Origin of the sequence: Acinetobacter sp. WCHA45 (assembly GCF_002165255.2) — a bacterium.
Taxonomy (GTDB): domain Bacteria; phylum Pseudomonadota; class Gammaproteobacteria; order Pseudomonadales; family Moraxellaceae; genus Acinetobacter.
This window is the reverse complement of sequence record NZ_CP028561.1, coordinates 1,082,474-1,095,088: the sequence shown is the minus strand read 5'-3', so window position 1 is coordinate 1,095,088 and position 12,615 is coordinate 1,082,474. Positions and strand designations below refer to the sequence as shown.

At 38.1% G+C, this 12,615-nt stretch carries 9 protein-coding genes; 4 read left to right on the top strand and 5 right to left on the bottom strand.

Annotation, left to right across the window (positions count from 1 at the left end):
- Positions 1-49: 49 nt before the first annotated feature.
- A complete protein-coding gene (efp, locus tag CDG55_RS06595; protein WP_004652839.1) occupies positions 50-619 on the bottom strand; it encodes an elongation factor P in 570 nt (189 codons plus the stop codon).
- An 86-nt stretch (positions 620-705) separates the two neighbouring features.
- Between efp and epmB the strand changes: the two genes are divergently transcribed.
- Genes epmB through CDG55_RS06580 form a run of 3 tightly spaced genes read left to right on the top strand, consistent with a single transcriptional unit; the run spans position 706 to position 5,566 of the window.
- Positions 706-1,722, top strand: coding sequence for an EF-P beta-lysylation protein EpmB (gene epmB / locus CDG55_RS06590; protein ID WP_087537411.1), 1,017 nt, complete (start codon positions 706-708; stop codon positions 1,720-1,722).
- A gap of 11 nt (positions 1,723-1,733) precedes the next feature.
- A complete protein-coding gene (locus CDG55_RS06585) occupies positions 1,734-3,485 on the top strand; it encodes a GTPase (RefSeq protein ID WP_087537410.1) in 1,752 nt (583 codons plus the stop codon).
- Positions 3,467-5,566 (top strand): EAL domain-containing protein, encoded by a 2,100-nt coding sequence (locus tag CDG55_RS06580; protein ID WP_087537409.1) that lies wholly within the window; start codon positions 3,467-3,469, stop codon positions 5,564-5,566. Before CDG55_RS06585 ends, CDG55_RS06580 begins: the two co-directional genes overlap by 19 nt.
- 94 nt (positions 5,567-5,660) lie before the next feature.
- Here CDG55_RS06580 and rpmE read toward each other — a convergent pair whose 3' ends face one another.
- The 4 genes from rpmE to CDG55_RS06560 form a co-directional block, all read right to left on the bottom strand.
- On the bottom strand, positions 5,661-5,885 hold the full coding sequence (gene rpmE, locus CDG55_RS06575) for a 50S ribosomal protein L31 (RefSeq protein ID WP_004662919.1): 225 nt from the start codon (positions 5,883-5,885) through the stop codon (positions 5,661-5,663).
- A 196-nt stretch (positions 5,886-6,081) separates the two neighbouring features.
- Positions 6,082-7,050, bottom strand: a complete 969-nt coding sequence (locus CDG55_RS06570) for a bile acid:sodium symporter family protein (RefSeq protein WP_087537408.1) — start codon at positions 7,048-7,050, stop codon at positions 6,082-6,084.
- A 134-nt stretch (positions 7,051-7,184) separates the two neighbouring features.
- Positions 7,185-7,586 (bottom strand): lactoylglutathione lyase, encoded by a 402-nt coding sequence (gene gloA, locus CDG55_RS06565; protein WP_004808260.1) that lies wholly within the window; start codon positions 7,584-7,586, stop codon positions 7,185-7,187.
- Between the two features lie 2 nt (positions 7,587-7,588).
- Complete coding sequence (locus CDG55_RS06560; protein ID WP_087537407.1) at positions 7,589-9,763, bottom strand: AmpG family muropeptide MFS transporter; 2,175 nt, start codon at positions 9,761-9,763, stop codon at positions 7,589-7,591.
- A gap of 196 nt (positions 9,764-9,959) precedes the next feature.
- Between CDG55_RS06560 and CDG55_RS06555 the strand changes: the two genes are divergently transcribed.
- Positions 9,960-12,587: a Lon protease family protein gene (locus CDG55_RS06555; RefSeq protein ID WP_087537406.1), complete on the top strand. Its 2,628-nt coding sequence runs from the start codon at positions 9,960-9,962 to the stop codon at positions 12,585-12,587.
- The last annotated feature ends 28 nt before the right edge of the window (positions 12,588-12,615 follow it).

Here is a 12,615-nt window from a genome sequence, read left to right as displayed (position 1 = left end):
GATGATTCTTTATCATCCCTTCGATAATCGTATACTTTATGTTTAACGATTAGGCACGCTCTAGGTAGTCACCAGTACGAGTATCTACACGAACACTTTCTTCTTGCTGAACGAATAATGGAACACGTACTACTGCACCTGTTTCAAGTTTCGCTGGCTTACCGCCACCGCCAGAAGTATCACCACGTACACCTGGATCAGTTTCAACGATTTTCAACACAACAAAGTTCGGTGGACTCACTGTTAAAGGTACGCCATTGAAGAGCATGATGGTACATTTTTCATTTGAATCGTCTTTTAACCATTTCGCAGCATCACCCATTGCAGTTTTGTCAGCAGCGATTTGCTCGAAAGATACAGGGTCCATGAAGTTCCACATTTCGCCATCGTTGTAGAGGTAATCCATTTCAACTTCAACAATATCAGCGGCTTCCAAAGAGTCACCTGACTTGAAAGTTTTTTCCAATACCTTACCAGAACGCAGGTTACGCAGTTTCACACGGTTGAACGCCTGACCTTTACCTGGTTTTACATATTCGTTTTCCATGATTGAACATGGGTTGCCATCAAGCATAACCTTGAGGCCTGCTTTAAAATCATTTGTAGAATAATAGGCCATGAAAGGCTCACTCCAAACTTAAAACTCAAATCTATTAGTGCTAGACTACGCGCACAGCTTAGGCTATCACTATTTTAACGTATGGCATGATAAACTATTTACATCAAGAGAAAAACTGGCAATCACAACTCAGTGATCTAATTACTGATCCTTTAGAGTTGTTAAATCTGCTTGAATTATCGACCAAGCAATTATTATCAGGGGCAATACTTGCCTCTGAACAGTTTAAATTACGCGTTCCACGTGCATTCGTCGGAAAAATGCGCATTGGGGATCCATTTGATCCTTTGCTATTACAGGTTTTACCACACCATCTTGAACTTGAAGAACATCCTGAATTTGTTACTGACCCATTAGGTGAGGAAGCAGCCAATCAAATGGCTGGTGTCTTACACAAATACCAGTCTCGCTTTTTACTGACCTTAACAGGTGCATGCGCAATTCACTGCCGTTATTGTTTCCGCCGCCATTTTCCATATCAAGAAAACCTACCCAAAAATGATGATTGGCTAAATATAAAACAATATATTGAAGACAACCCTGCCATCAATGAAATCATTCTCAGTGGGGGCGATCCTTTAACTTTATCTAATCGAAAAATAGCACTTTGGATAGAGCGATTAGAATCTTTACCTCAACTCAAAATATTGAGAATCCATTCACGAGTTCCAGTTGTTATTCCCAATCGTATCGATGAAGAGCTTATTTCTATTTTAAAAAACAGTAGGCTACGCATTGTAGTAGTGATACACTCAAATCATGCTTCAGAACTTGATGATTTCACGTGTTCAAAGTTATTAAAGTTATCATTACATCATATTACTGTGTTAAATCAGGCAGTTTTACTTAAAGGTGTGAATGACTCTGCAACATCTTTAACTCATCTAAGTTATCGACTATTTGAAGCGAGGGTTATGCCCTATTACTTACATGTATTGGATAAAGTAAAAGGTGCTCAACATTTTGACTTAAGATCTTCAGAGATAGATCATATATACAGTGATGTATTAGCGAGTTTACCTGGATATTTAGTTCCAAAACTCGTCAGGGAAATTGCGGGCGAAAAAAATAAAACACCGCTTTTTGGGGTTCAAACGTTCTGAGATTGATTACAATGATGGATAATGCATTTTCGGATATTTTTCAAATTCCCACTGTTTTAAGAAGGGATAAACTCAGTTTTTGTGATTCAAACACTAAAAGCTTGAACGAATGGATTTCAACACTTGCCATAATGCAATTGGGTGATACCTCTAGAGCATTATTCTCAGCTTTACTTGAGCTAAGTGAATTAGAATGCTCAGAAACTTTGCGTTTTGATTTAATACAGACACTACACCCTACCATCGAAAATGTTTTAGGTAGTCTAGAAAAGAATTTTTTTAATCAAGGTGTCATCACCTCTGATCGTAATGAACACATTATAGAACTAGCAATGCTTTTGCGTTGTTACTTCGCAGCGATTTATATCAATATTGTTCGCCGAAGTAGCGATCAACTTGAGCATCAAAAATTCTCTTTTTTTGCATTAAATCAAAAGAAAAATCTCCAGACTGCAAGAACCTTAGCGACTTTCCAAGCATTGCAACAACTCACTCAACTCCTGTATCAGCAACATATGCTTTATAGTGAACCTGTTGCAGGACAATGGCTCATTGCTCACCAATTGTATGATGCAGCTGTAACTCATAAATATCATCTCACTACTTTGGAACAACCAGCAGGCAAACCAAGTCTCAATAATGTTGCTCAAGCTTATGCGCAACTTATCCTAATGGATATTTTTAACACCAATCAAATTCGCCAATCTGAGATTCAAGCTTTATTCCAATGTAGCTTTGACTGGGCGAAAATGCTGCAACTATTACCAAAGGAAACTGAATTAACCAAATATGTGGTTGATACCAGTAAAGATCACCCACCTATTTATAACAAGAAACAGAGCTCAGGATTTAATCCTAATATCTTTATTAGTACAAATGGTTTACTTGATCATGTGACAGCAACATTACATAAAAATGCTGAATACATTTCTAAGAATGAAAAGATTTATCTCACACCCGCTCTAAAATTCCACGTTCAGACCATTTTAGGATCTACGGCAGAACGTCGCCATGAACGCTATGAATATTCAGCTCAACTACATATTTGTTTTGGACTCTTAACAGCCCACTTCTATTTATCTAAAGCAAAAAACTTCGGTGAAACATTACTCTTAGAACACGGGTATGGACTACAAAGCGAATCAAAATTTTTATCAACTTGGGATAAAAAAGATTCTTCTGGCAATCAAGAATCCTCAATCCAGCGTTTAAGCCGAGAAAACAAAGCCATTTATCAAGCGGATATTTTAGATATTAGTGTTAATGGTTATCGAATTAAATGGTCAGCCGAAGCACCAAAAAATCTAAGAACTGGCGAATATATTCTTGTAAAAGAAACCTCTCATGGACATTGGCGCGGCGGTGTCATTCGTTGGTTAAAGCAATCAAGTGAAAAAAGTTTAGAATTAGGCTTAGAGGTTTTAGCACAAGAAATTTTCCCTTGTGCAGTTCGCGTACAAGCAGATCGTCATATTAGTAATTATCACCCTGCGCTTATTTTAAAAAATCAAAATTTAGATGAAACTAAAACAACAATAATTTTGCCAGGCTCGCAAATTTTTCGCGAACAGCAAGCTGTTCATTTGAGATTAGGGAAAGAGGAAGTAAAAGTGTATCTGTTGACTGCACAACTAATTACCCAGAGTTTTGTTCAATTCAAATTTGAACTACTTAATGAAGAAGAACAACCCGTTCTTAATAAATTTATTGCGCAAAAAAATATGGATACAAATGACCAAGATTTATGGGAAGCATTGAAGTGAGAAATTCTTTACTCTCTAAAAAGTTGAAACGAACTGAAACGCGCTTACTCATTATTGATGATAACCAATTAAGGTATAATCAAGTTTTAGAGCTTTTTGCGCAGCAAGAACATCAAGTACAGGCTATTTTACTTGATGATTTAAAAACTTTTGAAAAACAATTGAATTTGCCTTGGGATATTGTAATTTTTGGACGTGCTTATGATCTAAAAATCGAACAAACGCTTTCTCTTATTCATGCATCCGCACAACCAAGTTTACCCATTCTACTGCTTGAGCCAGATGACTATAATTCAGCGCTATATCAAAATTACATTCATAAAGGTATTTATGATGTTGTGAACTTAAAGGCGCCAGAAGAATTTTATATCAGTATTATTAGATCACTTTCATTCAGTCGTTTAGTACAAGCAGAGCACCGTTTACTTACCGAATTAGAGGCAGCCCAAACACAAGCCCAATCACTTGTTGCTGAAACACATAAAGCAGTTGCAATTCTACAAGAAGGTATTCATGTCAAAGCGAATGCTGAATATGCTCACCTATTTGGTTTCGACAGCGAAGACGACGTCATTGGCTTACCAATACTTGATATTTTACAACCTGAAGATTTAGGCCAGTTTAAATTACGCTTTAAAAGAATTTCCCAAGGCTTATTCGAACAAGCACGCTTTGAAATTCGCACCCAAAATCCAATGGTTAAGAATAATCTTTTACATGTTGAGTTCTTACCCTCTGGTAATGATGATGAAATACAACTGAATATTGAATGTGAATCAGCAGCAACTGTTGTTTCAGCAGCAACTGCCACGACTACTTCAGTACAAAGTGAAAAAGCCTCTGGTATCATCTCAGCACTGCAACAAATTAATCGAAATTTAGCAAATCACCCAGCCAATGCAAATGCGCTCATCTTATTTAGCCTGAATAATTGTCCAAACGAAGTTTTTCAAACTGACTGGCGTGGAACTAAAGCTTATTTTTCAAATATTGCAAATTTCATTAAAGAACAAGTCAATGTTCCAATTTATCAAATAGAAACGGCTTTGTATGTTGGGCTTATTCAAGCTGAATCAAAAACAGTTTTAAACTCTTTGCTTATAGGCTTGAACGGTTTACAAAAACCCCAATTATTGGTCACTGAAAACCACACTTTCCCATTACATTTAAAACTGGGCTATCAAGAACTAGACCAACAAATACTAGATGATGCTCATTTTGAGAAAATCATTTCTCAAGCATTTACGCATGCACTACCAGTCTTGAAAAATGCATCGATTGACAGTGATATTAGCCTGACAACTGATAAAATTTCAATGTCGATGGAGGTCAATCTTTTAGAAGAGCTCAGAAGCAAATTAGATAAGGGTGATATACATCTAAAATATCAGCAGCTTTATGATAAACAAGATCAATTCACTCATACCTATGAAGTATTTGGCGGTATTATTCATAATAATCAATGGTTAGACTTGATGGATCTTAGTGATCTAAAAGATGATCATGAATTATCGGCTCAGTTAGACCGTTGGGTATTAGTAGAAGCTTGTAAACAATTACACAACTTCATTACCCAATATCCAAAAGCTAAATTAATTATTAATCTGAATCATCATATTTTATTGAATGACAGAAAATTATCCGAATTGGTCGCTAAATTATTGACAATTATTGGAAGCAAACAAGCCCATCCTTTAATTCTGCAGTTTTCAGAGCAAGCTCTTCAGCAAAATTTATCACAGGCTCAATCTCTGATTGCATCACTTCGTCAACACGGCGCTGAGATCTCTATTCGTAACTTTGGTGATTCTCTTTATAGTGACTCAATTCTTCAACAGATCGATACGCAGTATTTAAGCTTCCATCGAAAATTAGCGAAGATGCTAGTATCTGAAAAAGAAATGGCAATTCTGCAAGAGAAAATTCTTCATTTTATTGCTGAAAAGCAAGTTGAGATTTTACTCACCGAACTCAATGACATGAGTTTGTTTGCGAATGCATGGAATGTCGAAGCCCGCTTCTTGCAAGGTAACTACTTCCAAAAGAAACTTGATCGTTTAACTGACGTACAAGACCAATAGAAAATCCTCCCTAACCCTCCTTTGATAAAGGAGGGAATATCAAAAGGCATAAAAAAAACGGGCATATCGCCCGTTTTTTTTATGCCTTTTGATATTAACGTTTGATAGAACGTGACATACCAGAGAAACGTTGTTTGAATTTGTCGATACGACCACCAGTATCCACATTCTTTTGTTTACCAGTATAGAATGGGTGGCAAGCTGAACATACGTCAAGATAAAGAGTTTCTTTACCAAGTGCAGAACGAGTTTCGATTACGTTACCGCATGAGCAAGTAGCAACTAATTTTTCGTATTTAGGGTGAATATCGGCGCGCATGGTCGATGCTCCTATTTAGTAAGAAAGGCTTAAGCTGTTATCGCAATTGATCACTCTCAAGATGAGGAAAGCAGAGTGTTAACACTCGCAGATCAATACCACAACAGACCATTTCTTTTGACTCACCGAGACCCTTAGATCAGAGCAAAGCCAACAAGTGGCAAAGATTATACGCCAATAAATCAAAATTTGCGAACTATTCTTGTTTTGATTTTGACCAACGATTCGCAATTACACCACAGACCATTAATTGGATTTGATGAAAAATCATAATCGGCAATACAATCATACCTAAAGGCTGACCAATAAACAGAATTTGCGCCATTGGCACGCCACTCGCTAGCGTTTTTTTAGAGCTACAAAAGAAAATAGTAACTTGATCTGCATGATTAAACCCTAACCATTTTGGTAAATACGAAGCAAGCAACATTACAATAGTAAGCAAAACTGAGCATGCAAGTACTAAATACAGCAAAGCTAATCCACTGATTTGATGCCATAAGCCTGCAACTACAGCACTGCTAAAGGCACCGTAAACTACCATTAAGATTGATCCTTGATCGAAAGCTTTCACTAAACTTGGTAATTTGATCATATAAGGAAAAACATAAGGGCGAAGTAACTGACCTAAAACAAAGGGAACCAATAGTAACAAGGTAATTTGAACAATCGATTGCGTAGGATCAAAGCCATGTTGGCTTTGGCCTAAGATAAAATAACTCACTAAGATTGGCGTAATAAACATCCCAATGATATTGGAGAAAGATGCACTACAAACTGCCCCTGCAACATTCCCTTTTGCAATCGACGTAAATGCAATTGAAGATTGTACTGTTGAGGGTAAGAAGCACATAAATAAAAAGCCCCAGTACAACTGTTGCCCAAGAAGCGGCTCCAAAACAGGTTTAGCTAAAAGCCCAATTACAGGAAAAATCAAAAAAGTAAAAGCAAAAACCAATGCATGCATTTTCCAATGCAGCATTCCCTGTATAACGGCTTCACGTGACAACTTGGCGCCATGTAAAAAAAATAATATAGCAATCGCAACTGTCGTTAGGATATTAAAGTAATGCGCAACCTGTCCCGAAACTGGGAAAAAAGTCGCTAGTACTACCATTGCTATCAATAATATTGTGAAACGATCTAGCGCCAAGAACTTTAACATAACTTTTCCCAATCTGTTCGCTAATAACGATACAGCCCAACATGAGATTATTGACCATTCGATCAAAACATCATACTGGGCTGTATAAATAAAGCTATGGCTTTAAATTAGAAATTGTGGATCAAGATACGAAATTAATTATTACGTGCATTTTGATCCTGTTGAATCAATTCAACCTTATAGCCATCTGGATCTTCAACAAAAGCGATCACCGTGACACCACCTTTCATTGGGCCGGCTTCACGTACTACTTTTCCACCACGTGCTTTGATTTCTTCACATGCTTTATAAGCATCATCTACGCCAATCGCGATATGACCATAGGCATTGCCTAAATCATAGCTAGCTGTATCCCAGTTATGAGTCAGCTCAAGCACAGTATTGTTTTCTTCATCACCATAGCCCACAAAAGCCAAGGTAAAACGCCCCTCTTCATAATCACGTTGGCGTAGTAATTTCATACCAAGTACCTCAGTGTAGAACTTTAAAGATTGTTCTAAATTACCTACTCGTAACATCGTATGTAACATGCGCATAGTTATTCACCTGTCTGTTGAGTTGTTCGGTTTTCATGGTCACGCAATAGTTTCGCAACCCAAACCACAAGAATCAAAATTGGAATTCCAATTAAAGTCGTCATTAAAAAGAAATTTGGGTAGCCAATATTACTCACAATCGTTCCTGAATAACCACCCAATAATTTGGGTGTTAAAGTCATTAATGAACTGAAAATTGCATATTGAACTGCGGTAAATGATACGCTGGTTAAGCTAGATAAAAAGGCAATAAATGCAGCACCTGCCAAACCTGAAGCTAAATTATCTACAATAATGGCAAAATAGAGCCACAATGAACTATAGCCTTTTATCACTTTGCCAGAAAGTTCTATTGTGCCTGACTGACTTGGATCGACCGCAGCAATTGGCTGAATATCGACATCGAGTGTGGTTTCAACATGTGATGCAGTATTAATACGATATGATCTTGTTGCAAATAACTTGCTTGCACTATTATTTTTGAAATTAACAAAAGCTTTAATGGTTTTAGTGGGAGATGCTTGTAATAGCTTTCCATCTACAGCACCAGTAAATATACCTTTATCATCCAGTTTCGCAGCAAACTCTTGATTATCTAATTTAAGAATAACAGGCTTATCCTGATTTAAATCTTCATTTTTAAGCCCTGCTAATTGCCCTTTAACGACTAGACTTTGCTTCAATTCTTTTTCCGTTAATTGATCATCACCACCGATAGGTAATAATTGAATCTGAGCGTGCTGGGCATTTACTAAATATGGTATTGCAAGAGTTACATTGGTATCGCTCTGATTTTGGTACTGAGTACTTACCTGTACCGAATTTGTTTTTGCCAAGACGTCATTCGGCACTTGTAATTTCCAATATCCAACATCATCGGTTTGCACTTGATAATGTTTATTTCCGACTTGAACCTCTACTGGGGCAAGTGGTTTACCTGATTTGACCAAGCCGATAAAAATTAAATTGGTTGAACTGGCCAACACTGCGCCCACGAACATCAGTTTCATAATGTTCATGCGTTGCGCTAACAAACCACCGAGAAAACCACCAACTAAACTAAAGACCACACCATAGATTTTCACAGCCTCAGCAATTTGTTCTTTACTGAAATTTAGATCTTGATAGAACACATTGGAAATCACTCCTGCAATGATGTCTGAGATGCGGAAAAAACCAATCAGCAGCAAAAGCACTAAGGCAAGTTTAATACCGTAACGTTTGAAGAATTCTAAAACTGGGGCAACCCAAGTTTCTTTTGCCATTTGTTGATTCACGACGCCAATTTTAACTAAACCAAAACCAACCAATAAAGCTGTGGCTGTAGCAGTTAAAAAGCGTAGGGCTTCTAAACCAAATAAAGCTGCGGTGTCTTTAATATTTGCGGCTTTAGCGGTAGCATCTGTTACATTCCCAGAGTAAATATAACTGACAACAAAAGTTGCAACAGCAATAAAGAATACAAAGACTAAGCGATAGTAATCTGTAGTTTTATAATGTTTATAAACACGATTTACTTGAGGTTCACGAATGCATAAAGTTGTAATAATACCAACCACCATGACTGCTGCCATGGTGAGATAAGTATATTTCCATGCTTCATAGATATAATTGCCTTTAGCTGTACCTAAATAAGCAGCAAGAAATAAAGCCCCTGCACCTGCAACGATCATCCCAATACGATAACCTGCGTTGTAAGTTGAAGCTAAAACCGTTTGCATCTCACTTTCAGCAAGTTCAATACGATAAGCATCGATGACAATATCTTGAGTCGCTGCCGAGAATCCTAATAAAACGGCACCAACTGCCATTTGAATTAAATAGCTTTGTCCAAGTGCTGGGTCGGAAAATGCCATGATACAAATTGCACATATAATCAAAGACTGTGCAATCAACAACCAAGCACGGCGACGGCCTAAACTTTTCGTTAATAATGGAACAGGCAATTCATCAATCAACGGTGCCCAAACGAATTTAAAAGAGTAGCCTAATGCCGCCCAACTAAAAAATGTCACAGCACTTTTATCAATTCCTGCTTCACCAAGCCACAGCGATAAACTGGAAAAAATCAATAAAATGGGTATCCCTGCCGAGAAACCAAGAAATAGCATAATCAGTGCACGGCGATCTAAAAAAGCTTTAAATGCGGATGCCCACCCAGTAGCTTGAGTTGTCATTGGTTATTATTTTCCATGAACATGCGTGAATGTGCCTATTCAATCGTTTCTTGCTCTTGCTTGCAAGTTGCTTTATGCAATCAAATAAAATTATTGTTTTGTTTTGTCGATAAAAAACACAAGTTCGCTTGATCTTTGGACCTAAAACTGTATACCTTTAATTACCTAACTTTCGTTTCTTTGTTGGATAGCAATAGTGACCCAAAAACTCGATCAAATGACCGCAACAACTTTATCCTTGACACCAACAAACACGATTACAGCAAAAATCAATTCATTTCCAAGTGCTTTTGAACAGACCGACATCCAGGCAACTCTACTTAAAACGGCATTACATGCACACCAACTGACACATACGCCAGATTTGGCTGAAATTCCAAGTTCAACCAAACGCATTAAACCACTGAATAATTTTTTAGGACAGGACCGCGCCCGTGCCTCAGTCGAGGCAGGGATTTCTTTACCCTATTCAGGCTATAACATTTTTGCCGTGGGTACGGCTGGTCTTGGTAAACGAACCATGATCAAGCGTTTGCTCCAACAGCACGCCAAAACCATGGCTACCCCTGATGACTGGGTCTATGTCAATAATTTCAAGAACCCAAGACAACCGATTGCTCTGCGCTTCCCAGCGGGACAAGGCAGCAAATTTCAAAATGCCTTGCAGCAGGCATGGCAAATTATCTTAAAGCAGCTGGAACGCCGTTTTAGTGCGGAAACCTATCACAACCGTATTGAACGTATCCGTCAGGATACGGGTGATGTACAGCAACAGGCATTGGTTGAACTGACCAAAGAGGGTGAGGAACTCGATTTAAAATTGATTTCCCGTAATGACAAGCATGTCTTTATTCCAATGCAGTTGAAAGACAATGAATATCATGAACTCACCCAAAATGACCTGAACGCATTGACTAGCAGGGAACGTGCTGAAATCAACTCCAATATGCGTTATATGGAGAAAAAACTTGAACGTCTGGGTTTACATCTGGGCGATCTGGAAGATGATGCGCGGGATCAAGTATCAATTTTAAACCGTGAAATTGCCACTCAAGTGGTTACACCACGTATGGAGTCAATTTTAAATAAAAATAAAGAAGTCAAAGGTCTCGACTTATATCTAAAACATTATGCTGAAGATATTATTGATAATGTTGAGCTGATTTTAGAACAAGAAGAAGATGATTTTACGCCTGCTTTATTTAATCGTGTTCCATCACGTTATCAAGCTAATGTAATTATTGCCAATAAGCCAAATAGTGGTGCTCCAGTTATTTTCGAAGATTTTCCAACGCACTACAATTTATTGGGTCATGTTGAGCAACTTACACATAATGGTACGATTACCACCGACTTTACCTTAATTCGCCCAGGGTCTTTGCATCAAGCCAACGGTGGCTTTTTAATGCTTGAAGCAGAGCAATTGCTTGAACAGCCTTATGCATGGCAAGGTTTAAAACGTGCATTGAAATCAGGTCAACTCAAACTTTCTTCGTTAGAACATATGCTAACATTAACGGGCAGCATTTCGATTGAACCCGCTTCTGTTCCTTTAGATATCAAAGTTGTTTTACTGGCAGAACCTGAAATTTACTATGAAATTTTAGAAGTTGAACCAGAATTAGGCAGTGTCTTTAAAATTCGAGCAGATTTTACCGATACCTTGCAACGCAATAACAGCAATGAACAGGCCTACATGCAATTGATTGCAGACTATGTTCAAGCCGATAAATTGCTTCCATTTGATCGTTCAGCGCTCGCCGCTTTACTCACCGACTCTAGTCGTCAAGCAGAAGATCAAAGCTCTCTCTCACTTCATGCCTCTACACTCGGTGATTTAATTCGTGAAGCACATCATCATGCCTTTAAAGCTGATGACAAAATCGTCACAGATCAGCATGTCAACCAAGCATTACATCATCGTCAATATCGCTTAGGCTATTTAAGAGAGTTATATTGGCAAGATCTTTCGCGTGGGACACAATTGATTGAAACTTCAGGGCATCGTCTCGGTCAGATCAATGCCTTGTCTGTAATTCACTATGCAGATGTTGAGTTCGGTTTACCCTCTCGTCTCACCGCATCCGTTTATCAAGGCGGCGGTGATATTTTAGATATTGAACGCAGTGTCGAGTTAGGCGGCTCGCTTCATGCCAAAGGCGTGTTGCTCATGTCAAGCTTCTTAAAAGCACACTTTGGTCGTGAACAAATCTTACATTTCTCCGCAGCATTGGCGTTTGAGCAAAGCTATGGACAAGTGGATGGCGATAGTGCCACTGTTGCAGAACTTTCAGCTTTAATTTCTGCCATTTCTCAAATTCCAATTGACCAATCATGGGCGATTACGGGTTCTATGAACCAACTTGGCCAAGTACAACCAATTGGTGGAGTGAATGCAAAAATCGAAGGTTTCTATGATGCATGTAAACTTCAAGGCTTAACAGGCAAACAAGGCGTCATTATTCCCCGTCAAAACATGCAACATTTGATGCTACGTCAAGATGTAATTGAAGCGGTTCAAGCAGGTCAGTTCCATGTCCATGCGATTGAAACAATTGATCAAGCCTTAGAAATTCTAATGGCTCGCCCAGTAGGTACATTAGATAAGAAAGGTCGATATAGTAAAAATTCAATCTATGCAGCCGTTATGGAACAACTTGAGTATTGGCAAGCCATTGAGGACGGCGAAGCTGTTGAAGATGATGAACCTAAAAAAAAGAAAAAACGAAAAAAGACTAAAAAAGATGAAACTGAGACAAAATCTTCAGAAGAATCTACTGTTGAAGCTAAAAGCTTAAAATCACTTCGTAAGAAGAATAGATAAAATGAAAAGGCCATGTTTTTAAACAAAC

Coding starts and splice junctions, on each gene's coding strand:
- efp (WP_004652839.1), bottom strand. CDS start 619: ATGGCCTATTATTCTACAAATGATTTTAAAGCAGGCCTCAAGGTTATG.
- epmB (WP_087537411.1), top strand. CDS start 706: ATGATAAACTATTTACATCAAGAGAAAAACTGGCAATCACAACTCAGT.
- CDG55_RS06585 (WP_087537410.1), top strand. CDS start 1,734: ATGATGGATAATGCATTTTCGGATATTTTTCAAATTCCCACTGTTTTA.
- CDG55_RS06580 (WP_087537409.1), top strand. CDS start 3,467: ATGGGAAGCATTGAAGTGAGAAATTCTTTACTCTCTAAAAAGTTGAAA.
- rpmE (WP_004662919.1), bottom strand. CDS start 5,885: ATGCGCGCCGATATTCACCCTAAATACGAAAAATTAGTTGCTACTTGC.
- CDG55_RS06570 (WP_087537408.1), bottom strand. CDS start 7,050: ATGTTAAAGTTCTTGGCGCTAGATCGTTTCACAATATTATTGATAGCA.
- gloA (WP_004808260.1), bottom strand. CDS start 7,586: ATGCGCATGTTACATACGATGTTACGAGTAGGTAATTTAGAACAATCT.
- CDG55_RS06560 (WP_087537407.1), bottom strand. CDS start 9,763: ATGACAACTCAAGCTACTGGGTGGGCATCCGCATTTAAAGCTTTTTTA.